This window comes from Mesocryomonas lacus (assembly GCF_055730105.2).
Genome location: NZ_JBUZWF020000001.1, coordinates 161772 through 184789, shown reverse-complemented (window position 1 = coordinate 184789; position 23018 = coordinate 161772). Strand labels below are relative to the sequence as shown.

Below are 23018 nucleotides of genomic sequence, written 5' to 3'. Positions count from 1 at the left end.
ACCCGGGAGGAATACCATGCTGAAGTCGACCCTATTCGCCGTCTCGATGGCGGCGCTCGCCGCCACCACCGCCATGCCGGCGGCCGCCCAGGATGCCAAGCTGAAGATCGGCATGACGTTCCAGGAGCTCAACAACCCCTATTTCGTCTCGATGCAGGAGGCCCTCAAGGAAGCCGCCGCGACGCTTGGCGCCGAGGTCGTGGTGACCGATGCCGGCCATGACGTGACCAAGCAGATCTCCGACGTCGAGGACATGCTGCAGCAGGGCATCGACATCCTGCTCCTCAACCCGACCGACAGCGCCGGCGTCGAGGCCGCCGTCCAGGCTGCCAAGGCCCAGGGCGTCATCGTCGTTGCCGTCGATGCCAACGCCAACGGCCCGGTCGACACCTTCGTCGGCTCCAAGAACCGCGATGCCGGCTACAAGTCGTGCAAGTATCTGGCCGACGCGCTCGGCGGCAAGGGCGAGGTCGCCATCCTCGACGGCATCGCCGTCGTGCCGATCCTGCAGCGGGTCGAGGGCTGCAAGGCGGCCTTCGCGGAGTCGCCCGAGATCAAGCTCGTGACGACGCAGAACGGCCGCCAGGACCGCTCGGTCGCGCTCGGCGTGGTCGAGAACATCCTGCAGTCGCAGCCGAACCTTGCCGGCATCTTCTCCGTCAACGACGGCGGTGCCATGGGCGCGCTCGCCGCCATCCAGGGCTCTGGCCGCGACGTCAAGCTGACCTCGGTTGATGGCGCGCCGGAAGCGGTCAAGGCCATCGCCGACGGCTCGCCGTTCATCGAGACCACCGCCCAGTTCCCGCGCGACCAGGTGCGTGTCGGCCTCGCGATGGCGCTGGCGCAGAAGTGGGGCGCGCGCGTCGTCCCGAAGGAAGTGCCGATCGACGTGATGGTGGTCGATTCCAAGAACGCTGCCGAATTCAGCTGGTAGTTCCTTGGGCCCCCGCCCCGGCGGCGGGGGCCTTCCCAATCGCGACAGGAGTTCACATGCTGGAACTGCGAGGGATCAAGAAGAGCTTCGGCCGGATCGAGGTGCTGCACGGGATCGACCTGACGGTGCGCGCCGGCGAGGTGCATGCGCTCTTGGGTGAGAACGGCGCCGGCAAGTCGACGCTGATGAAGATCCTCTGCGGCATCATCAAGCCGAGCGAGGGGACGATCGCCATCGACGGCAAGATCCACGCGTTTGCCAATTACGACGAGGCGATCGAGGCCGGGATCGGCATCGTCTTCCAGGAATTCAGCCTGATCCCGCACATGAACGCGGTCGAGAACATCTTTCTCGCCCGCGAGATACGGGGGGCGCTGCGGCTGCTCGACCGCAAGGCGATGCGCCGGCGGGCTGCGGAAATCATGCAGCGGCTGGGTGTCGACGTGCCGCTGGACGTTCCCGTCAAGCGCCTGTCGGTCGCCCAGCAGCAGTTCGTCGAGATCGCCAAGGCGCTGTCGCTCGACGCGCGTATCCTGGTGCTGGACGAGCCGACGGCGACGCTGACGCCGAGCGAGGTCGAGCACCTCTTCAAAGTCATGCGCGAGCTCCGGCGCCAAGGTGTCGCGGTGGTCTTCATCTCCCACCACCTGGAGGAGATCTTCGAGATCTGCGACCGGATCACGGTCCTGCGCGACGGCAACTACGTCGCCGACTGCGATGTGTCGGAAATCAACAACGACCGGCTGGTGGAAATGATGGTCGGCCGCAAGCTGGAGACCAATTTCCCGCCCAAGCCGCCGCGTGATGCGCAGGCGCCCGTCGTCATCGACGTCGAGGCGATCCAGCTGAAGAAGAACGGGCCGTCCTCGCGCTTCCAGCTGCGCAAGGGCGAGATCCTCGGCTTTGCCGGCCTCGTCGGGTCCGGGCGGACGGAGACGGTGCTCGCCATGCTCGGCGCCCATCCGGCGTCCCGCCGGCAGATGAAGGTCGACGGGCGCGAGACCCGGCTGTCGGGGCCGGACGATGCGCTGGCACAAGGCATCGGCCTGTTGCCGGAGAGCCGGAAGGAACAGGGCCTCATCACCCGCTTCTCGATTCTACAGAACGTCTCGCTGAACAATTACGGCAAGTACCGCACCCTCGGCTGGTTCATCGACGGCAAGAAGGAGCAGGCCAGTACCGAGACGGCGATGGCGCAGGTGCAGGTCAAGGCGCAAGGCCCGCATGCGCGCGTCGACACGCTGTCGGGCGGCAACCAGCAGAAGGTGGTCATCGCCCGCTGGCTGAACCACCAGATGCGCGTCCTGATCTTCGACGAGCCGACGCGCGGCATCGACGTCGGGGCCAAGGCCGAAATCTACGCGCTGATGCGCGAGTTCACCGCGCGGGGGCACGCGATCATCATGATCTCGTCCGAGCTGCCCGAAGTGATCGGGATGTCCGACCGCGTCTGTGTCTTCCGCTCCGGGGCGGTCGTCGCGACCGTCGAGGGCGAGGACATCAGCGCGGAACGGATCATGACTTTTGCGACGACCGGGAGGGCAGAACATGTCGCTTGATGCAACAGTAACCGAGCGCAAGGACCGCTTGGCCGGCGTCTGGCGGATCCTGCGATCCGAGCTGACCTTGCCGCTGGTCGGCCTTATCGTCGTGTCCTGCCTGATGGGGCTCGCCAGCGACAACTTCTTCACCATCAGCAACATCTTCAACGTGTTGCGCCAGGTCTCGATCGTCGGGATCCTGGCGGTGGGCATGACCTTCGTCATCCTCACCGGCGGCATCGATCTCTCCGTCGGCGCGGTGATGGCGCTCGTCGGCACCGTCACGGCCGGCCTGATCGTCAATTCCGGCCTGCCTGCCGGTCTCGCGCTCGTCGTCGCCATCGGTCTCGGCATCGCCATCGGCCTGGCCAACGGGGTGCTGGTGGCCTGGGGCCGCATGCCGGCGATCATCGTCACGCTCGCCACGATGGGCATGGCGCGGGGCTTGGCGCTGATCTATTCCGGCGGCTATCCCATCAGCGGCTTGCCCAGCTGGATCTCCTGGTTCGGTGTCGGCCGTGTTGGCATCGTGCCGGTCCCGGTGCTCATCATGCTGGCGATCTATGCCATCGCCTGGGTCCTCCTGCAGCGCACCGCCTTCGGGCGCCACGTCTACGCGCTCGGCGGCAATGAACTGGCCGCCCAGCTCTCCGGCGTGAAGACCCGGCGGGTGAAGCTTGCGGTCTACGGCATTTCGGGCCTGACCTCGGCGCTCGCCGCGGTCATCCTGTCCGGCCGCCTGATGAGCGGGCAGCCGAATGCCGGCGTCGGCTTCGAACTCGACGCCATCGCCGCTGTCGTCCTCGGCGGCACGGCGATCGCCGGCGGCCGCGGCCTGATCATCGGCACCCTCATCGGCGCCGTCCTCCTCGGCATCCTCAACAACGGCCTCAACCTCGTGGGCATCAACCCGTACCTGCAGGACGTCATCAAGGGCGGCATCATCCTCATCGCCATCTACATCGGCCGCGAGTGGCGCTGACCGCCGGCCGCAAACAACACCCGAAAACGGAGCACGACATGTCTGAATCCCTCAACGGCAAGATCGCCGTCATCACCGGCGCGGCGTCCGGCATCGGCCTCGCCACCGCCGAGCTTCTTCTCGAGAAGGGCGCGACCGTGGTGATGGTCGACTGGAACGAGAAGAGCCTCACCGAGATCGCCACGCGGCTCGGCGACAAGGCCATCCCGCAGGTGACGAACCTCCTGGACGCCGACAGCTGCTCGACGATGGTCCCGGAGATCCTCACCAAGGTCGATCACATCGACATCCTCTACTGCAATGCCGGTACCTATATCGGCGGCGACCTCACCGAGACGACGCCAGAGGCCATCGACAAGATGCTGAACCTCAACGTCAACGCCGTCATCAAGAACGTCCATGCCGTCGCGCCGCACATGATCGAGCGCAAGACCGGCGACATCATCGTCACCTGCTCGGTCGCGGGCCACTACCCGACCTATTGGGAGCCGGTCTACGCCTCCTCGAAATGGGCGATCAACTGCTTCGTCCAGACCATGCGCCGGCAGATGATCCCGCATGGCGTGCGCGTCGGCCAGGTCTCGCCGGGTCCCGTCGTCTCGGCGTTGCTGGCCGACTGGCCGGAGGAGAACCTGCGCAAGGCCAAGGAGTCCGGCAGCCTGATCGATCCCTCTGAGGTCGCCGATGCCGTCGAGTACATGCTGACCCGCAAGCGCACGGTCACCATCCGCGACATGATCGTCCTGCCGACCAATTTCGATCGCGTCTGAAGCCGCAGTCGCCTCCCGCGGGAACAGCCACGTCCCGGCAGCCCCGCGGGAGGCAGTTTCGCCAACCGAAAGGATCACCATGCAGTTCGCCGGCAAGAGCGTCATCATCACCGGGGCCGGCAAGGGCATCGGCCGGGCCTGTGCCGAGCTGATGGCCGCCCGCGGCGCGAGCGTCGTGGCGCTCGGCCGGACCGCCGCCGACCTCGACCGCCTGGCGGCAGATATCGGCGCCAAGACGATCCTCGTCGATCTCGCCGACACGGCGGCCACACGGGCCGCGATGACGGAAGCGGGACAGTGCGACTACCTCATCAACAGCGCCGGGATCAACGTCCTCGAAAGCGTGCTGGAGATGACCGACGAAGGCTTCGATGCGGTCGTCGGGATCAACCTGCGCGCGGCGCTCGTCACCAGCCAGGCCTTCGCCAAGGCACGCATTGCCGCCGGCGGGGGAGGGGCGATCGTCAACATCACCTCGATCGCCGGCCACCGCGGCTTCCAGGACCACCTTGCCTATGCCGCCTCGAAGGCGGGGCTCGAGGGCGCGACGCGGGTGCTGGCCAAGGAACTCGGCCCGCACGGCATCCGCGTCAATGCTGTGGCGCCCACCATCACGTTGACCGAGCTTGCGCTCGCCGCCTGGAGCGACGACGTCAAGAGCGCACCGATGAAGGTGCGCCATCCCCTCAACCGCTTTGCCGAAGCCGAGGAGGTCGCCTCCGCGATCGCCATGCTGCTGTCGGACGACAGCCGCATGGTGTCCGGCGTCGTCCTGCCGATCGACGGCGGTTTCCTCGCCGTCTGATCGATCGCGGTACCCGATGAAGCGGGGATGGCCGATTTCTCGGCCGTCCCCACACTTTTGCGCTCATCCGTAAAGGCCGAGACGCCAGCCTTTAAAAGGCCGTCCGTCGCACGAGGCTCCGTCCCGCCGCGACGCCCCGCACAGCGTCCGCGCGCCTTCGACGCGACTCGATCCCGTTTCGAACTTCTTCCCTTGGAAAAGATATCGCCGGCGTCTGCCGTCGGAACGGCCGCGCCACCGGCTGTCCGGCCGCGCGAGCCCGTGACCGATCGCGCCAGCTTGCGCTAGACTGACTTGACAACTTCACAAGTATTCTAGATTTTGTGTTGAACAACACGAACGGACTTGGACGGTTTTGATGTCAATCACGCGCTTCGCCACACGGCTCAACTCCTTTGCCTCGTCGCAGCACACCTACTGGCCCGACCTCAATGGCAAGCCCAGCATGCTGCAGATGGCCGAGCGTGCTGCAACGGCGAAGGGGCTGACGGACCTCGACCTCAACTATCCCGATCATGTCTCGGAAGATCCGGTCGCGGTCGGACGGCGCATCGGCGACATCGGCCTCGCCGTCAACGGCCTGGCCATGCGCTACTACACCAATCCCGCCTACAAGCTCGGTGCCTTCACGAATCCCGACGAAGCTGTGAGGCGCGAGGCGATCGACCTCACCAAGCGCGGCATCGACGCTGCGCGCGCAATGGGCTCGAACCTGATGACCATCTGGCTCGGCCAGGACGGCTTCGACTACAATTTCCAGGTCGACTACGCCCAGGTCTGGGCCTGGGAGGTCGAGGGCATCCGCGAGGTCGCCGCGCATGATCCGGAGTGCATGATCTCGATCGAGTACAAGCCGAACGAGCCGCGCTCCTACAGCCTCCTGCCGGATGCGGCGACGACGCTCCTCGCCATCCAGGAAGCCGGCTCGCCGAACCTCGGCGTCACGCTCGACTTCGCCCACGTGCTCTATGCCGACGAGCAACCGGCTTTTGCCGCAGCGCTGATCCACCGCAAGAGCCGCCTCCTCGGCGTCCACCTCAACGACGGCTACGCCAAGCGCGACGACGGCCTGATGGTCGGCGCGGTGCACCTGCGCGCGACGCTCGAGCTGCTCCGCCAGATCCGCCGCGACGGCTATGACGGCGCACTCTACTTCGACACCTTCCCCGATGCGAGCGGCCTCGATCCCGTCGCCGAGTGCGAGGTGAACATCGCCACCGTCAACCGGCTGCTCGCCGTCGCCGACAGCCTCGAGGGCGACAACCGTCTCGGCGATGCGCTGGCCCGGCAGGACGCCGTCGCCAGCCAGGCGATCGTCAACGCAGCGCTGATCGGCGCGGCCTGAACCCATCGCGAACCGGACCGCGGGAGAGTGTCCGGGAATATCTGTGGAGGATAGAATGACCTTTCGTATCAAGGCGCTCGTCGCCGCGTGCACACTTTCGCTACTGGCCGGTTCGGCCTTCGCGCAAGAACTGGCCCCGCTGAACTCGGACACCGAGACCGACCGCATCGCCTGGTCCGAGCTTCAGGCGAAGTTCGGCGACCTTCCGGCCATTGCCGAGGGCACCAAGGTCGGCGGCGTGTCGAAGACGCTGACCAATGAATACTGGCGCACCCTCGGCGAGGGCTATGCGGCGTTCGCGGCCAAGCACAATGTCGAGGTCGCCTACCAGGCGGCATCGAGCGAAGGCGACCAGCTCGGCCAGCTCTCGATCGCCGAGACACTGCTGGCACAGGGCTTCAGCGCGCTCCTCTTCTCGCCGCAGACCGACAACAACCTGCAGCCGGCGCTGGAGTCAGCGGAGCAGCAGGGCGTGCCGGTGGTCAACGTCAACGACGCCGTCATTCCCGGCGCCCGCCACTATGTCGGCAATGTCCAGCAGGACAACGGCGTGCGGGTCGCGCAGTGGTTCATCGACAACCGGCCAGAGGGCGGCAAGGTCGCCGTCATCGAAGGCCAGGCCGGTGTCTTCGCCGCGGGCCAGCGCACCAAGGGCTTCACCGAGACGGTGACCAAGGACGGCAAGTTCACCGTCGTCGCCAGCGTCCCCGGCAACTGGGATCGCCAGGTCGCCTACGATGCCGCCGCCACCATCCTGCAGCAGAACCCGGACCTCCTCGGCTTCTACGCCAACAATGACGGCATGGCGCTCGGCGTCGTCGAGGCGGTCAAGGCTGCTGGTCTGTCGGACAAGGTCGTGGTGTTCGGCACCGATGGCATCTCCGACGCCTATGCCTCGATCCGCGCCGGCGAGCTGACCGGCACGGTCGACAGCTTCCCGATGCTGACCGGCGAAGTCGCGATGGAGACGGCGCTGCGCCTCGTCGGCAAGCAGGCGCTGCCGCGCGTCGTCACGACGCCGCAGGCGCTGATCACCAAGGACAACGTTGAGACCTACGCGGTCAAGGGCGACGCGCTCCGCAAGGTGCTGCTGGCCGCTCCGGCCAAGTAAGCCACAGGCACCCGGGCCCCGCGCGATGCGGGCAGCCCGGGTGTCGTCAACTGCGGTCGGGAGGGCCAGGAGATGACCAGCGAACGTTTGCTGCTATCCAATGTCGGCAAGAGTTTCGGCGCGATCCGCGCACTCGACGGCGTCACCATGTCGGTGCCGCGGGGCACGGTGCACGGCCTGCTCGGCGAGAACGGGGCAGGCAAATCCACCCTGTTGCGCATTCTCTCCGGCATCTTCGACCCCTCCGAGGGCCATGTCGAGATCGACGGCGTCAAGGTTGCCGGACGCGGCCCCGTCGGCGCAAGGCAGGCCGGGATCGCGATGATTCACCAGGAACTGCAGCACGTCGCCGAGCTGACGGTCGCGCAGAACATGTTTCTCGGAAGGCCGCTGAAGAAGGCCGGCGGCCTCCTCGTCGACTGGGCCGCGCAGGAACGTGCCGCCGCCGAGGCGTTGCGCTCGCTCGATCCGGGGATCGATCCCTCGGTGCCGATCCGCACCTTGAAGGTCGCGCAGCGCCAGATCGTCGAGATCGCCCGCGCCGTGATGGAGGACGCCAAGGTCATCGCCATGGACGAGCCGACGTCGAGCCTGACGCCGGCCGAGTTCGACCGCCTCGCCGTCCTGATCCGCCAGCTCGCCGCCCGCGGCGTCACCGTGATCTACGTCTCGCACAAGATGGACGAGGTCTTCACCGTCTGCCAGACGGCGACCATCCTGCGCGACGGCCGGAAGGTCGACGACGTGGTTCTCGCCGAGACCACCGAGGCGGGCGTGATCTCGCGCATGGTCGGCCGCGAACTCGCCCAGGCCGAACACAAGGGCTTTGCCACGTCCGACGTCATCCTCGACGTCCGCAACCTGTCGCGCGGCACCGCGGTGCAGGATGCGAGCTTCCGCCTCCACAGGGGCGAGGTGCTCGGCGTTTCCGGCCTCGTCGGCGCGGGCCGGACCGAACTGCTGCGCCTCGTCGCCGGCGTCGACAGGCCGACAGCCGGCGAGATCGAGGTCAAGGGCAAGCGCCTGAAGCTCGGCAATCCGCGCACCGCGATCGCCGCCGGCCTCGGGCTGCTGCCGGAAGAGCGCAAGCGCGACGGCATCGTCGCCCGCCGGTCGATCCGCGCCAATATCGGCCTTTCGTCGATGCGCCGTTTCTCACGCTTTGGCTTCGTCCAGCAGCGCGCTCTGAAGCGCGAGAGCGAGAAGCTGATGCGGGAGATGAACCTTCGCCCGCTGATGATCGAGCGGCCAATCGGCCAGTTCAGCGGTGGCAACCAGCAGAAGGCGATCATCGGCCGCTGGATCGCCGCCGGCGCCGAAATCCTCCTCTTCGACGAGCCGACCCGCGGCATCGACGTCGGCGCCAAGGCCGAGATCTACGCGCTGATCGAGCGGCTTGCCGCCGAGGGCCGTGCCGTGATCGTCGTTTCCTCCGAACTGCCCGAAGTTTTGCGGGTTTCCGACCGCGTCCTCGTGATGCGCGAGGGCCGGATCGCGGCCACCATCGAGCGCGCCGACCTCACGGAGGAAGCGATCGTCGCGCACGCCATTCCCCAATCCAACGACGCTGCGAGCCCCGTCTCGTCGCCCCGGGAGCACTGACCGATGTCTACCACCGACACTCTCGCCCCCGCCGCCCCGCGCCGCCGCTTCCTCAATTTCGGCCTGCGCGATGCCGGCACGCTGTTCGGCCTCGTCGTCATCGTCGTCGTCTTCTCGGTGCTGACGCCGAACTTCCTGACCGAGCGCAACCTCGTCAACATCCTGCAGCAGTCCTCGATCAACGCCTGCGTGGCGCTCGGCATGACGCTGGTGATCATCGCCGGCGGCATCGACCTCTCGGTCGGCCCGACCGCGGCGATGTCGGCGGTGGTCGCCGCCGCGCTGATGCTGGCGGGCGTGCCCATCGCGCTCGCCATTCCCGCCGCCATCCTGTTCGGCGCGGCCGCCGGCGCCATCAACGGCATGCTGGTCTCGTTCGGCGGCCTGCAGCCGTTCATCGTGACGCTCGGCACGCTGTCGCTCTACCGCGCCATCGCGCTGATCTACACCGGCGGCAACCCGATCTTCGGCATTCCGCCGGAGTTCCGCGCGCTGTTCAACGCCAGCGTCTACGGCATTCCCAATCCGGTGATCATCGTCGCCGTCCTGGCGCTGGCGGTCTGGATCGTCCTCAACAAGACGCCGCTCGGCGAGTATTTCCTCGCTGTCGGCGGCAATGAGGAAGCCTCGCACATCGCCGGCGTGCCGGTGGCGATGACCAAGATCGCGAGCTACACCATCTCCGGCGCGCTCGCCGCGGTCGCCGCGCTGATCCTTGTCGGCCGCCTCGGCGCGGCCGACCCCACCATGGGCAATCTCTGGGAGCTCGATGCCATCGCCGCCGCGGCGATCGGTGGCGCCTCGCTGATGGGCGGCAAGGGTTCGATCGTCGGCACGCTGCTCGGCGCCATCATCCTTGGCTCGCTGCGCAACGGCCTGACGCTCCTGAATGTCCAGGCGTTCTACCAACTCCTCGCCACCGGCATTATCATCCTCGTCGCGATGCTGATCGATCGCGCGACGCGGGGGCGGGGATGAACATTTCTTACAGCGATCCGAGGACCATCGGGCCGCATATCCGGATGATGATGCCCCACCTGACGCCGCTGGAGGCGCGGGTGGTGGACATGATCCTCGGACGGCGGGACTTTGATGGGGCGACGTCGCTGAAGAGCATCGCCGAGGATGCCGGGGTCTCCGAGGCGATGATCGTCAAGATCGCCAAGAAGCTCGGCTTCACCGGCTTCAAGGACTTTCGCAGCGGCATCACCGACTACAACCGGCTGCCGACCGCCGACCTGCACCAGGAGCTGTCGCCCGACGATACCGGGCCGATGATCGCACAGAAGGTCTTCCGTACCTCGATCCATGCGCTCGAGGAGACGCTGTCGATCCTCGACCCCGTCGCCTTCGAGCGAGCCGCCGACCTCATCCACGGCGCGCGCCAGCGTGACCTCTACGGCATCGGCGGCTCGGCGCAGATCGCCCGCGACGTCGCGCACAAGTTCCTGCGGATCGGCGTGCGCACCAATGTCTTCGACGACGCGCACATGATGCTGATGTCGGCTTCCCTGCTGGGGCCGAACGACGTCGCCATCGCCTTCTCGCATTCGGGCAACACCAATGCGGTGATCGAGCCGCTGGAGCTGGCCCGCCGGCGCGGCGCCCGCACCATCGCGCTCACCAACTATTCCGGCTCGCCGCTCGCGGGGATCGCCGACGTCGTGCTCTGCTCGACGGCGCAAGGTTCACCGCTGCTCGGCGAGAACGCCGCCGCGCGCATCGCGCAGCTCGTGCTGTTCGACGCGGTTTTCGCCGCGGTCGCCCAGCGCGACCTCGCCGCCGCCGAGCAGAACCTTTCCGCCACCATGGGGGCCGTCAAGGCCAAGAGACGCACATGAGCCAGAGCCTTCCCGTCGTCGTCGTCGTCGGCAGCCTGCATTACGACATCATGGTCGACGCGCCGGACCGGCCGCGCAAGGGCGAGACGGTGACCGGCACCGCTTGGCGCCCGAAGTTCGGCGGCAAGGGCGGCAACCAGGCCGTCGCCGCCGCACAGGCGGGCGCCGATGTGCGCATGGCCGGCGCCATCGGCGATGACGGGTTTGGCGCCTTCCTCCTGGAAAATCTGCAGGCCGGCGGCGTCGATCCGCGGCACATCGCCAAACTCTCCGCCGTCGGCTCGGGCATGAGCGTCGCGATCTCGGACGCCGAGGGCGATTACGGCGCCGTCATCGTCTCCGGGGCGAACCTCCAGATCTCGCATGATGCCGTTGCGGACCCGGCGCTATGGGATGGTGCCCGTGCCCTGATCCTGCAGAACGAAGTGCCGGACGCCGTCAACGTCGCCGCCGCAAAGGCCGCGAAAAAGGCGGGCGCGCTGGTCTGCCTCAACGCGGCGCCCGCCCGCGATCTGTCGGAGGACCTCGCGGCCCTCGTCGACGTGCTCGTCGTCAACGCCATCGAGGCCGAGGCTTTTGGCTCGGACGCGATCGATGACCTCGCGGGCGCCGCCGCCGCCGCACGGCAGTTGTCGCCGCGCTATCCGGTGGTCGTCGTCACGGCGGGCGGCGATGGCGTCGCCGGCCTCGAACGCGGCGGTGCCGTCGTCTCGCTGCCGGCGCTGCCGGTGACGCTGGTCAGCACCCACGGCGCCGGCGACGTCTTCGTCGGCGCGCTGGTGGCGGCGCTCGTCGGCGGACAGGGCGACCTCGCCGATCACCTCAGTACCGCCAACGCCGCCGCGGCTGCTCACGTCTCCCAACTAGCCGCGGAATAGGCACCGCGCAGCGACGCTAAATCCAAGGCGACGCAGCCCGGCCTCTTTCGTCAGTTCAGGCGATGGTGTCGACGACGCCGCCATCGACGCGCAGCGCCGCGCCCGTCGTGGCCGAGGCCTGCTGTGACGTGACGTAGACGCAGAGGTTGGCGACTTCCTCGACGGTCGCGGCGCGCTGGATGATCGAGGTCGAGCGGTGCGCCTTGACGAAGTCGGCGCCGACCTCTTCCAGCGGCTTGCCGGTCTTCTTGACCTCGCCCGCCAGCATGTCGGCGACGCCCTCCGACAGCGTCGGGCCGGGCAGGATGGCGTTGACCGTCACGCCCGTGCCGGCCATCCGCTTGGCAAGGCCCCGGGACAGCGCGAGGTCAGCGGTCTTGGTCATGCCGTAGTGGATCATCTCGACGGGGATGTTGAGGCCGGATTCCGACGACAGGAAGAGCACGCGGCCCCAGCCCTTCGCCTGCATGCCCGGCAGGTAGGCGCGCGACAGGCGCACGCCCGACATGACGTTGACGGCAAAGAAGCGCTCCCACTCGGCGTCGGGCACGTCGAAGAAATCCTGCGGATTGAAGATGCCGGCATTGTTGACGAGGATGTCCACGTCCGGCAGCGCGGCGATAATGGCCTCGCAGCCCTCGGCGGTCCCGACATCGCCCGCGACGCCGCGGACATCCGCGCCGGACGCCTCGTTCTTCAGCTTCGCCACCGCCGCGTCCGTGCGGCCCTTGTCGCGGCCGTTGAGGACGACGGCGGCGCCGGCCTTGGCAAGGCCGAGCCCGATGGCATAGCCGATGCCGGCGGTCGAGCCGGTGACGAGGGCGGTCTTGCCCGTGAGGTCGATCTTCATGGCTTCTCTCCAAAAGGGGTGTCGAGGTCGATGGACATCCGCCATCGCCTTGTTGCCGGTGGCTGCGGCATGCAGGCCGTCGCCGTGGGCGCTCATCGGCAAGGCCTGTTCCCTTGCGGCGAGACCCGCCAGCAGCCGATCGAAGGCAGCGACCGCCTCGATCGTGCCGACGCCGGGGGGCGATCTTCGATGCGCCGGTGCAATGCGTCCTTCGCCGTGCCTCAGTAAATGGCCTCGAGCGGCGTTCCGGGAAGGGCCCCAACTTCGGCAACAAATGCGCCCTTCAAGCCATCATCATCGATCCGTCCGCCCCCGTTGTCGGTCTGGCACGGGCCCTCATCGACTTCCACGCCGAGCAAGTCCTGATGGTTTGAAGCCTTTGGACGAGGCTGCGCCGGCGCTGCCGCTCACGGCGCGACTTGGAAATGCAGGATGAAGTCGATCACCTTGTCCGGCGACATCTCGCACGGCTTCAGAAGCGTGCGGTCCCTCAACCGGTAGAGATTGCCGCTGACATGCGGCCCGCCCCCGAGGTCTTCCCCGAAAAGCCAGCTTCGACGGCCGTCCGCAGAAGTGCGCACCGTCAGCCCATAGCGACGGCCGCGGTAGTCGCCCTCGCTGTAGCCGATGGGGAGGCGCTGGAACCGGGCCAGCAAGGACGCGTCGAGATCGGCCATGCAGCCCTATCTGGCGATGCGCCCGGCGGGGGAAAGGGGGCGCGGAAAAGGGGGGTGGGTAGATGGTTACATCGCCTGCAGCGTATCGCGCATCGCGGCGATCAAAGTGTCGGCGTTGTCGCGCGAGAACACCAGGGGCGGACGAATCTTCAGGACGTTGGCGTGCGGGCCGGAGGCCGAGATCAGCACGCGCCGTGCGCGCAGGCCATTGACCAGCCGGGTGGTGACGGCGGCGTCGGGCGTCTTCGTCTCGGGATCGGAGACCATTTCGACGCCGATGAACAGGCCGGCGCCGCGGACGTCGCCGATGGCGGGATAGTCTTCCGCCAGCGCCGAGAGGCCTTCGCAGAGATAGGCGCCGACTGTCCGGGCGTTCTCCTGTAGGCGCTCGTTGGCCAAGGCATCGAGGACGGCGATGCCCGCGGATGCGGCGACGGGATTGCCGCCGAAGGTGTTGAAGTAGCGGCTGCGCTTGCCGAATTCGGCGATCACCGCGGGCTTCACCACGAGGCCGGCCATGGGGTAGCCGTTGCCCATCGGCTTGCCGAGCGTCACCATGTCGGGCTCGACGCCATGGCGCTCGAAGCCCCACATCGTGTCGCCGGTGCGCCCGAAGCCCGGCTGCACCTCGTCGGCGACAAACAGTCCACCGGCGCGGCGGATCGCCTCGACCGCCGGCGCGAGGAACCCCTTGGGCTCCGGGATTACGCCGTCGCTAGAGAAGATGGTGTCGGCGATGAGGAGCGCCGGCTGGATGCCATGGCGCCGGAGATCGTCGATCGCGTGCTGCACGTCGCGGCCGAACCGCTCGCGGGCTTCTTCCGGCGACTGGCGGTAGGGATCGGGGGGCGCGACCGTGCGCACGTGGGCCCCAAGCGCGACGGACGAGCCGAGCGATGGCGAGAACTCGGCAACCGTCGCGGTCACGCCGTGATAGGCGAGGCTCGTGACGATGATGCCGGTGCCGCCGGTGACCGAGCGCGCCATCCGCACGGCGAGGTCGTTCGCCTCGCTGCCGGTGCAGGTCAGCATGACCTGGCTGAGATAGGCCGGAAACGTCGCCGTCAGCCGCTCGGCATAGTCGACCACGCTGTCGTGGAGGTAGCGTGTGTGGGTGTTGAGGATGGCGGTCTGGTGGGTGATCGCCTCGACGACGCCGGGATGGCAATGGCCGAGCGAGGCGACGTTGTTGTAGGCGTCGAGATAGGCATCGCCGGCCTTGTCGTAGAGCCAGACGCCGTCGCCCCGGACAATGTGGATGGGGCGCTCGTAGAACAGCCGGTAGGCCGGACCCATGACCCTCTCTCGCCGCTCGATCAGCTTCTGCTCGTCTGGGCTGAGGCGGGCGAAATCGTCCGCGCTGAAAGCATTGACCATCGTCATCGGATTAGGCCTTGCAACTGTCGTGGATGAGGCGGTGGAGGTCGGCGTCCGGGACGGCGGACAGGCGCTGCAAGCCGCCCCAGGCGGTGCGGTGGTTGCGCAGGATGTAATCCCTTTCCGCCGGGCGAAGGTCCGCCCGCCATTCGGTGATGAGCACCGTCATCGCCAGCCGCGCGGCGATGAGGGTCGGCAAGGCGTCGATCTCGATCGTCTCCAGCGGTCGCCGCGCCGAGAAGCCGCTGAGCAGGGCGGCGAGCTTCTCCGCCCAGTCCTCGCTCCACACCTGGTAGGATGCCGCCACCGCGAGATCCGCCACCCGCGGCCCGAACACCATGTCGCCGAAGTCGATGATCCCGGCGACGTCATCCGGTGCCGCGGGGTCGACAAGGACGTTGTAGGGATTGAAATCATTGTGGATCACCTGCGCCGGCAAGTCGCCGAGCAGGGGGAGGACGGTTCGGCGGAAGCAGTCGAGGACCGCCTCGACGCCCGGCCGCCGCTCCGGGGCGACGAAGCCGACGAGCGAGGCGAGGTCGGCGAAATGCGAGAGGTCCCAGAGGAGCTTTCCCGCCGGCGGCCGCGCCGTTGCGCCGGCAAGGCCCGCCGACAGGCTGCCGAGCGCCAGCCCCAGCTGGTGGCAAAGCTGGGGATTGGCCGGCGTCGCGCCCAGCAATTCACCGTCGAGATAGGTCATCATCCGCAAGCGGCGGCTTCCGCCCGCCGTGTGCAAGGCATAGCTCGTCTCGCCGCCGAGCGTTCTCACCATCTTCGGCACGGGGACCTGCAGCGGCATGACTTCCAGGTGCAGCAGCACATCCGCCTGAAAATCGAGGGCCCGGACGTCCTCGAGCGGATTGGCGATCTTCAGCGTGAAGCGGCCGTGCTCGGACTCGACCCGAAAGGTCTCGTCGCGTTCGCTCGACAGGCGCTTGGCCTCGCCGGTGACGCCAAAGACGGACGCGGTCAGCGCTTCGACCTCCGCCATCCCGCAGAGTTCCCAGTGGGCGTTCAGGATGTCGTCTTCCGGCGGCTGTTGCATCAAAGGTCCAGCGGGGAGAGGCGTCGTGTACAGGCGACGCGGCCACGATAGCTTTTTGATGCATCATGCGTCAAGATTGATGTGGCTTATGGGAAGCGGCGGTTCGGCATCGTCGGAGTGGGTCGAAACGGGCTGAGGAAGAACGGAAGGCGATGGACGGGTTTCAGCCGATGGACCGGCGCAATCTCTACGAGGGGGTCTATGCGCGGCTGTCGCAGGCGCTGACCGATGGCGTGCTGAAGCCGGACGACAAGCTGCGCATCCGGACCTTGTCCGACCAGCTCGGCGTCAGCGTGACGCCCGTGCGCGACGCAATATTGCGGCTCGTCGAGGCGCATGCACTGGAGTGGCGCGGCCCGAAGGATATCCGGGTGCCGCGCATGACGGCTCACCAGCTGGACGAGGTTCGTTTGATCCGGTTGCGGCTGGAGGGGCTTGCCGCCAGGCTCGCCGCGGACGCGGTCGATGCCGCAGGCGTCGCTATACTCGCTGGGATCGTCGAGGAGAACGAGGCCGCGCGCTCGTCTGGCGACGTCGCTGCGGCGGTGCGGCTCAACCGAGCCTTCCATTTCGGTATTTCGGAGGCCGCCGGCCTGCCGGTGCTGCATGGCATGATCCAGAGCCTCTGGCTGCGCATGGGGCCGCTCATCGCCTCGGTCTACGCCAGCGGCGGCGAGGCGATGATCGCCCATCACTACGACATTCTTGCCGCGATTGAGCGGCGGGATGGCGCCGCAGCCGACGCTGCCATCCAGGCCGACATCAACGCGGCCATCGTCTTCTTCCAAAGCGCCGGCGTGCTGTCCGATAACGGCGACATCCGCCGGTAAAGCAAAGCCGCCGTCCGCGGACGGAGCCTCCGTCCTCGGACGGAGGCTCGCATTGAAGGCAGTGCGCCGCTATGGCGCCGTCGCACTGCCAGCTTCCGTTTTCGTTACGGCTTCGGTGCCGCGCCGTCGGCGGTTTTGTCGAAGACGATGCGCCACAGTTCCGTCGGCAGGCTGGCCGGTGCCCCCGGCTTGTAGAAGGCCGAGTCCTGGATGTGCGAGGACGTGACGTAGACCGTCCCGTCCGGCCCTTCTCCGAACGTGTCGGGCCAGCGGAGACGGGCGTCCTTGACCAGCATTTCGGGCTTGGCCGACGGGCCGGCCGTGAGGTCGCGGATCTTGACCGCATCCTCTTCCGGCGCGGAGACGTACATGTGCCCGCTCTCTCTTCCGATGATCAGGCCGTCGGCCACGCCGTTTTCACCGTAAGGCTCGATGCTGGCGGCGACATCCTTGCCGTCTTCGAGGCCCGCGACGAGCGCTTCGGTCGGTACGCGGTAGAGCGTCTTGCCCTTGATGGCTTGCCAGTACAGCGTCTTGCCGTCCGGCGTCAGCGCGATGCCGTCGGCCGCAAACTCCACGCCGCGGCCATCGGGCCGGCGCACCGGCTTGCCGTCAGCCGTGACGACGAGGCCCTTTTCGGGCTGCGTCGAGGGGTGCCCGTCGAGCAGACGCTTGGCCTTGCCGGCCGCAAGATCGACGACCAGCAGCGCACCCTTGGCGCCGGAATCGGTGATGTAGGCGTATTTGCCATCGGGCGAAAACCGGACGTCGTTGAGGTAGGATCCTTGCGGCGCCGCCGTCTCGTCGAAGGCGATGGTCTGGGCGACGGCATTGGTCTTCAGATCGATCTTCACGAGCTTCGGCCCGGTCGGCACCAGCGTGCCTTGCGCCGGCGCTGCGGGATCGAGCACCCAGAGGCTGCCGCGGCCGTCGGCGACGACGCTCTGGACGCAGATCCAGTGATCGACCGCCGTCATCTCGTCCTTGCGGGCATTGCGCCAGCTGTTCCAGCCGTCATCCGGGTAGGGCTTGATGCTGCCGTCTTTCATGACTTCTGCAACCGACACCGGGGAATCCTCCGTCCAGCGCGGGAAGTTCACGAAGATGCGGCCGTCTTCGGCAACGGTGACGCCGGTGACTTGGTGCGGGAAGGCGGCGACCTGCTCCAGCTGGGCGGCGGGTGCTGAGTTCTGCTGGGCCGCGGCGATCGCGGGGACGGAGCAGGCGGCGAAGCCAGCCAGCAGCATGATGGGAAGTGTCTTCATCCGGAAATCCTAACGCGGAAATGGGGCCGGCGACGCGAGGGTCTTTGGCAAGAGCCGAGAGGAAAGGCGGACTTTCCACCTGGCGAACGGTTCCTGCCAATCTCGAAGGGAAGGGGGAGGTTCCTCCGGCTCCGCGGATCGTGAGCCACGCGGCGTCTTGGTTCGGTGGCGTACGTATTTCGCGGTGAGGACACGCGGCGCGAGAGGCGGTTCGGCGTGAGGGCCAAGATACGATCAGCGCGGAGGTGGTGTGGTCGATACGCTGAAGACCATGAGTGGCCTGACTGACGCCGGCGGGGTGGACCTGCTCCGCCTTCCCCTGTGCGTATGCTTACCCTGTTGCGTCTCCCTCCTTGGCGTAGTCGTTGAAATTTCGTCATCCCGGGCTTGACCCGGGATCCATTCCTCAGCGCTTGTTACGCCGCTCCGGTTCAATCACAGCGGTCCGCCGTTCTCGATCGTGACGGCGATTTGGAATGGATCCCGGGTCAAGCCCGGGATGACGAAGCGGACGCAGCAGCGCAAGCGGTGGAAGCGGAAGTGTACGCTCCAAGCTTAGGCGTGAAGTTAGCGTAGGCGTCATGCGTAGGTGTCGGCTTCAAGCGTCCGACGGCAGCATCAGGCGCCATGCGTCAGGCCGATCCGCCCCGCGAAACCGGCACGAACACCATCACCACCCTCTCCAACGTCGACGTGCTCCGCGACCCTATCCGTCGCGGCACGCTGTGCTCCTGCGAATGATCCGGCTCGGCGCATTGGCGAGCGCGCTTGGCTGGTACCGGGGAACAATTGACCGGTCCCGCCCTTTCGACCCTCGACCCCACTTTTCACCTCCCCAAACGAGAGCCCCATGTTCGGAATGAAAAAGAAAATCCGCTATGCCGTCGTCGGTGGCGGACAGATCTCGCAGCAGGCTTTCATGCCCGGCATCGGCCAGACCAGCAATTCGGAGCTGGTGGCGCTGGTCACCGGCGATCCCGCCAAGGCCGACAAGCTGGCCAAGCTCTATGGCATCAAGGCCTGGCGCTATGAGCAGTATGGCGAGCTCCTGGCCTCCGGCGAGATCGACGCCGTTTATGTCGCGACCCCCAACTTCCTCCATCTGGAGTATGCTGTCCCGGCGCTGGAAGCCGGCATTCACGTGCTCCTCGAGAAGCCGATGGCGTCGAGCGTCGAAGAGGCTGAACAGATCATCGCCGCCCACAAGAAGAGCGGCGCCAAGCTGATGATCGCCTACCGCCTTCACCACGAGCCCGGCACAGTCGAGATGATCACCCGCGCCCGCAACGGCGAATTCGGCGAGCTCCGCAGCTTCGTGTCGACCTTTACCCAGGACGTCGCCGAGAAGAACTCACGCGGCCATAACGGCTACTGGGGCGGCCCGGTGCCGGACATGGGCACCTATCCTCTCAATGCCGTGCGCAACCTCTTCGGCGCCGAGCCCATCGCCGTGCATGCCGTCGGCACGAAGACGCCGAGCCGCGGCTTCAATTTCCACGACACGGTCGCCGTGACGCTGCTCTTCCCGCAGGAGCGTGTCGCGCAGTTCACCGTCAGCTACGCGGTGGCCGCATCGGAGTCCTTCGATCTGATGGGCACCAAGGCCAGCATCCACGCCTCGCCGTGCTTCATGTTCGGCGCGACGACCAGCATCACCTACGTCGAGACGGTGGAGAAGACCAAGGAGGAGCACGCCTTCGATCCAGTCGACCAGTTCGGCAACGAGACGGAATACTTCTCGGCTTGCATCCTCGAGGGGCGCGATCCGGAGGCGGATGGAGAAGAGGGGCTTATGGACATGCGGGTGCTCGCCGCGGTCGAGCGCTCGCTCGAAACCGGTGAGACGGTGACGCTGGAGCCGCGCTCCCGCAGCCGGGGCGTCGAGCCTGACCAGGCCTTGAAGCTGAAGCCGTCGAAGGCGCCGGGCGAGGACAGGCTGATCAGCGTCATCCCCCAGTCCGCCTGAGGCGCAAACACCGGTGAGGAGGCCCGCGGGTGGCCCGACCGGCCGTGGGCCCTCTTGCCGATACCTGCCAAGATCTGCCTGAGAGTGCCGCCATGACGAAGTCATCCGCCGCGAAGGACCGAACACACCATCAGCTCCATCAGCTGTTTGCGGGTCTGCGCGACGGTGTCATCCTCGTCGGTCTCGATCAGCGCATCGTCTGGGCGAACCAAGCCGTGCTCAAGATGTACGGAGCTGACCGGATCGAGGATCTCGGCTTCGACATTGAGGATTTCCGCAAACGCTTCAGGCTGACGGCCCGCGACCGGCATGCCGACGGCGAGGCAGGCCTGTCGGTTGCCCGGGCCATGGCGGGTGAGGTCTGCGAGCCGTCCATTGCCGAGGTTCGGCTGGACGGCGAACCGGACGAGACCCGCGTCCATGCCTTGCGCTTTCAGGTCATCACCCGGGAGAATGGCGAACCTGATTTCCTGGTGCTCATCGTCGAGGACGAGACCGCGCGCTACGACGCCGAGGACCGTTTTGAGAGCGCCTTCAACGCCAATCCGGCACCCGCCATGATCTGCCGCATCTCCGACCAGTGCTTCGTCCGGGTGAACCGCGGTTTCCTCGACATGACCGGCTTCTCCCCGGACGATATCCTGGGCCGCACCGCCCTCGAGTTCGACGTGCTGGCGGGCTCGCGGGGGCGCGACAATGCCCTGGAATGCCTGCGCGAGGGAAAGACCATTCCGCAGAACGAATCCGATCTCACGCTGCCGGACGGGTCGACCAAGTGCGTCCTTGTCGCTGGACAGCCCATCGAGCTGTCGGACGAGCCCTGCATGCTGTTCACTTTCGCCGATCTCGAGCCACGGCGGCGCGCCGAAAAGGCGCTGCGCCAGAGCGAAGAGCGGTTCTCGAAGGCCTTCAAGCTGTCGCCGGTCGCTTCCGCCATCAGCCGGCTAGCGGGCTTCCGCTTCATCGAAGTCAACGCCGCCTATACCGCACTGACGGGATACGGGCGCGAACAGATTATCGGCCGGTCGGCGCCGGACCTTCATATCTGGGCCGATCCAGAGGTCCGGACTGCGTTCGAGAGACAGGTTCTCGAAAACGGGTCCGTGCGCGATTTCGATTTCCGCATCCGCCATGCCGATGGATCGGAACGCGACTGCCGGCTGGCGGCGGAACGGATCGTCATCGACGACGCAGACTGCATTCTCAGCATCATCTCGGACGTGACCGAATTGAAGAAAACCGAGGTCGACCTGATCGAGGCCATCGACGCGGTGATGATGGATGCCACCTGGTTCAGCCGCAAGATCGTCGAGAAACTGGCGAATGCCCGTTCTGGAACGCCTGGCCAAGCTGCAAGCCCGGAACTCGACATGCTGTCGCACCGCGAGCGCGAGGTGCTCGAGCTTATCTGCGAGGGGCTGAGCGATGCCGACATCTCGTCCACGCTGAACCTGTCGCGGCATACGGTGCGCAACCACATCGGATCGCTGTACCGCAAGATTCAGGTCGCGCGCCGCGGCGCCGCCGTGGTCTGGGCCCGCCAGCGCGGCCTGACAGGGCGTTCATCCCGCAAGGACCCCAAAGATCCCAAGAAGAGCCAATAGTAGCCATACGAATTGGTTCTTTTAAGCCTTTTTGATCTGGTCACGCCGCTCCATCTTTTTCGTGACCTACGGGCCATGCTGCACTTTAGCGCAGGCTTTGACGGTCCTATCGGGGCGTTCGCCGCGTCATCGCGCCGTCGATCGTCCCCGTGGGTGGAGGAGACAGCAGATGATCGACGAGATGAAGAATGCGATCGCGATTCCCAGCACAGCCAAAGCTGAAAAGCTTTCGTCAGAAGGCGGCGGCGACGCGCGCAGGATCGTGCTCGGCAACGTTATAGCAAGCACCCGGATCGCCGGCCTTGTCGTTGTTCCCCGGGCCATCACGGGTTGGCTCGGCCAGCGTCCGGACCTTGGCCATCCCTTCCGGGCCGACCGCCTGATGCCCTCGCGCCGGACGGCCTGAATGCCTTGCGGTGATCAGGCGCCAGTCACGCCTCCTGTCGTTCTTCGCCGGGAAGAAATGGTGCGGATCGACAGGATCACGGTAACGACCGGCGGGGCGGGGATGCCGACCGCTGCCGGGGCCGAAACGTTAGTTCACGCCACCGTTCATGACCTCGATGCGGCACCCGTGGAGGTAACGCGGGTTCGAGTGGACCGGGAGGTCGATGAGGCGCCCCGGGTTCGACAGGAGGGGGATGTCACGATCATCTCACTCGTCGAGGAGGTCCTCGTGGTTACCAAGCGATTGTTCCTGCGCGAAGAAATCCACGTCCGCCGCAGCGCATCGGCGAGGCCAGCTGAACCGACGGTCCCATTAAATCCGCCAATGGCGGGGGGAACCAGCGGCGACCAAGACTTGCAGCCCATCGAAGACAAAGGGGAGACGATGCCATGACACAGACCATCACCGCCTATTTCGACACCCGCACGCAGGCCCAGGCCGCCGTCGCCAGGCTGGCGCACCTCGGCATTGCCGGCGCGAACGTCGCCTTGCACGACGGAACCGCTTCCGCTGGCGAGCCCGCGGATAAGGGTTTCCTCGCATCGCTTGCGGACTTCTTCATGGGCGACGAGGACCGCGACACCTATGCCGAAGGTGTTCGACGCGGTGGGTCCGTCGTGACGGTGACCTGTCCCGAAGCCCAGTTCGATGCGGTCTCCGATATCCTCGAGGCGGAGGGGGCCGCAGACCTCGACGAAAGGGCCTCGTCCTGGGAGGCGGATGGCTGGAACCGTCCGACCGACTATGCGATCGGCTCGATCGAGCGCCTGAATGCGCTTTCGGGCGTTCGTCCGAGGCACTCTTCTCTTGGTGAAAGCAGCAGGCCGGTCCGGCAGGATACGCTCGGCACGGATCATGCCGACACCGGGGCGCTGGCCGATGCGAACCCCCGGCTTGGCACGCGCGACGTCAGCCACGGCCGCGCGCGCGTCCGCTCCTACGTCGCCGACGTCTCCGGCCGCGGAGAGGTGTCGTCGGGTCGAGCGACCGTCGACATCCTGTCGCCCTCGATGGACCGCAGGGACACGCGCGCCGACGTATCCGTCGACCGCAAGGATGGTGTGAAGTCGGCGGATGTTCGTCGCGAGAGCCATCACGAAGCCTGACGCCGGACCGGCGGGGCGTCTCGGCGACGCTCCGTCGAGCC

General features: G+C 66.8%; 22 protein-coding genes. 17 read left to right on the top strand and 5 right to left on the bottom strand.

Annotated features, from left to right (window positions below):
* Positions 1 to 16 precede the first annotated feature (16 nt).
* The 11 genes from ACZLZQ_RS00820 (at position 17) to ACZLZQ_RS00770 (ending at position 11809) form a co-directional block, all read left to right on the top strand.
* Complete coding sequence (locus ACZLZQ_RS00820) at positions 17 to 934, top strand: ABC transporter substrate-binding protein (RefSeq protein WP_472934814.1); 918 nt, start codon at positions 17 to 19, stop codon at positions 932 to 934.
* Between the two features lie 56 nt (positions 935 to 990).
* A complete protein-coding gene (locus ACZLZQ_RS00815; RefSeq protein ID WP_472947647.1) occupies positions 991 to 2493 on the top strand; it encodes a sugar ABC transporter ATP-binding protein in 1503 nt (500 codons plus the stop codon).
* Positions 2483 to 3457, top strand: a complete 975-nt coding sequence (locus ACZLZQ_RS00810) for an ABC transporter permease (RefSeq protein ID WP_472947646.1) — start codon at positions 2483 to 2485, stop codon at positions 3455 to 3457. The genes ACZLZQ_RS00815 and ACZLZQ_RS00810 overlap by 11 nt, the downstream gene beginning before the upstream one ends.
* Positions 3458 to 3495: 38 nt before the next feature.
* Complete coding sequence (locus ACZLZQ_RS00805) at positions 3496 to 4227, top strand: SDR family oxidoreductase (RefSeq protein WP_472947645.1); 732 nt, start codon at positions 3496 to 3498, stop codon at positions 4225 to 4227.
* A gap of 79 nt (positions 4228 to 4306) precedes the next feature.
* Positions 4307 to 5032 (top strand): SDR family oxidoreductase, encoded by a 726-nt coding sequence (locus ACZLZQ_RS00800; RefSeq protein WP_472947644.1) that lies wholly within the window; start codon positions 4307 to 4309, stop codon positions 5030 to 5032.
* A 358-nt stretch (positions 5033 to 5390) separates the two neighbouring features.
* Complete coding sequence (locus ACZLZQ_RS00795) at positions 5391 to 6377, top strand: sugar phosphate isomerase/epimerase family protein (RefSeq protein WP_472947643.1); 987 nt, start codon at positions 5391 to 5393, stop codon at positions 6375 to 6377.
* 55 nt (positions 6378 to 6432) lie between these two features.
* Positions 6433 to 7488 carry a sugar ABC transporter substrate-binding protein gene (locus tag ACZLZQ_RS00790; protein ID WP_472947642.1) on the top strand — a complete coding sequence of 352 codons (1056 nt, stop codon included), beginning with the start codon at positions 6433 to 6435 and terminating at the stop codon, positions 7486 to 7488.
* A gap of 72 nt (positions 7489 to 7560) precedes the next feature.
* Entirely contained in the window at positions 7561 to 9090 is a 1530-nt protein-coding gene (locus tag ACZLZQ_RS00785; RefSeq protein WP_472947641.1) for a sugar ABC transporter ATP-binding protein, read from the top strand.
* A 3-nt stretch (positions 9091 to 9093) separates the two neighbouring features.
* Positions 9094 to 10068: an ABC transporter permease gene (locus tag ACZLZQ_RS00780; RefSeq protein ID WP_472947640.1), complete on the top strand. Its 975-nt coding sequence runs from the start codon at positions 9094 to 9096 to the stop codon at positions 10066 to 10068.
* Entirely contained in the window at positions 10065 to 10931 is an 867-nt protein-coding gene (locus ACZLZQ_RS00775; RefSeq protein WP_472934823.1) for a MurR/RpiR family transcriptional regulator, read from the top strand. Before ACZLZQ_RS00780 ends, ACZLZQ_RS00775 begins: the two co-directional genes overlap by 4 nt.
* Positions 10928 to 11809 carry a PfkB family carbohydrate kinase gene (locus tag ACZLZQ_RS00770; RefSeq protein WP_472947639.1) on the top strand — a complete coding sequence of 294 codons (882 nt, stop codon included), beginning with the start codon at positions 10928 to 10930 and terminating at the stop codon, positions 11807 to 11809. The genes ACZLZQ_RS00775 and ACZLZQ_RS00770 overlap by 4 nt, the downstream gene beginning before the upstream one ends.
* A 55-nt stretch (positions 11810 to 11864) precedes the next feature.
* On the opposite strand, the gene ACZLZQ_RS00765 is transcribed toward ACZLZQ_RS00770, so the two are convergent.
* The 4 genes from ACZLZQ_RS00765 to ACZLZQ_RS00750 all read right to left on the bottom strand — a co-directional run bounded on the left by ACZLZQ_RS00765 (position 11865) and on the right by ACZLZQ_RS00750 (position 15758).
* Positions 11865 to 12659 carry an SDR family NAD(P)-dependent oxidoreductase gene (locus ACZLZQ_RS00765; protein ID WP_472947638.1) on the bottom strand — a complete coding sequence of 265 codons (795 nt, stop codon included), beginning with the start codon at positions 12657 to 12659 and terminating at the stop codon, positions 11865 to 11867.
* A gap of 407 nt (positions 12660 to 13066) precedes the next feature.
* Complete coding sequence (locus ACZLZQ_RS00760; RefSeq protein ID WP_472947637.1) at positions 13067 to 13336, bottom strand: hypothetical protein; 270 nt, start codon at positions 13334 to 13336, stop codon at positions 13067 to 13069.
* Positions 13337 to 13402: 66 nt separating this feature from the next.
* Positions 13403 to 14719, bottom strand: a complete 1317-nt coding sequence (locus ACZLZQ_RS00755; RefSeq protein ID WP_472947636.1) for an aspartate aminotransferase family protein — start codon at positions 14717 to 14719, stop codon at positions 13403 to 13405.
* 4 nt (positions 14720 to 14723) lie between these two features.
* A complete protein-coding gene (locus ACZLZQ_RS00750) occupies positions 14724 to 15758 on the bottom strand; it encodes a phosphotransferase (RefSeq protein ID WP_472947634.1) in 1035 nt (344 codons plus the stop codon).
* Between the two features lie 152 nt (positions 15759 to 15910).
* Here ACZLZQ_RS00750 and ACZLZQ_RS00745 point away from each other — a divergent pair, with 152 nt between their 5' ends.
* Positions 15911 to 16588, top strand: a complete 678-nt coding sequence (locus ACZLZQ_RS00745) for a GntR family transcriptional regulator (RefSeq protein WP_472947633.1) — start codon at positions 15911 to 15913, stop codon at positions 16586 to 16588.
* A gap of 104 nt (positions 16589 to 16692) precedes the next feature.
* Here ACZLZQ_RS00745 and ACZLZQ_RS00740 read toward each other — a convergent pair whose 3' ends face one another.
* Positions 16693 to 17853: an SMP-30/gluconolactonase/LRE family protein gene (locus ACZLZQ_RS00740; RefSeq protein WP_472947632.1), complete on the bottom strand. Its 1161-nt coding sequence runs from the start codon at positions 17851 to 17853 to the stop codon at positions 16693 to 16695.
* 850 nt (positions 17854 to 18703) lie between these two features.
* Between ACZLZQ_RS00740 and ACZLZQ_RS00735 the strand changes: the two genes are divergently transcribed.
* The 5 genes from ACZLZQ_RS00735 (at position 18704) to ACZLZQ_RS00715 (ending at position 22977) form a co-directional block, all read left to right on the top strand.
* Entirely contained in the window at positions 18704 to 19819 is a 1116-nt protein-coding gene (locus ACZLZQ_RS00735) for a Gfo/Idh/MocA family protein (protein WP_472947631.1), read from the top strand.
* A gap of 92 nt (positions 19820 to 19911) precedes the next feature.
* Positions 19912 to 21423 (top strand): PAS domain S-box protein, encoded by a 1512-nt coding sequence (locus ACZLZQ_RS00730; protein ID WP_472947630.1) that lies wholly within the window; start codon positions 19912 to 19914, stop codon positions 21421 to 21423.
* A 169-nt stretch (positions 21424 to 21592) separates the two neighbouring features.
* Positions 21593 to 21829, top strand: coding sequence for a hypothetical protein (locus tag ACZLZQ_RS00725; protein ID WP_472947628.1), 237 nt, complete (start codon positions 21593 to 21595; stop codon positions 21827 to 21829).
* Positions 21830 to 21886: 57 nt separating this feature from the next.
* Positions 21887 to 22264 (top strand): DUF2382 domain-containing protein, encoded by a 378-nt coding sequence (locus ACZLZQ_RS00720; protein ID WP_472947626.1) that lies wholly within the window; start codon positions 21887 to 21889, stop codon positions 22262 to 22264.
* A complete protein-coding gene (locus tag ACZLZQ_RS00715; protein ID WP_472947624.1) occupies positions 22261 to 22977 on the top strand; it encodes a hypothetical protein in 717 nt (238 codons plus the stop codon). Before ACZLZQ_RS00720 ends, ACZLZQ_RS00715 begins: the two co-directional genes overlap by 4 nt.
* The last annotated feature ends 41 nt before the right edge of the window (positions 22978 to 23018 follow it).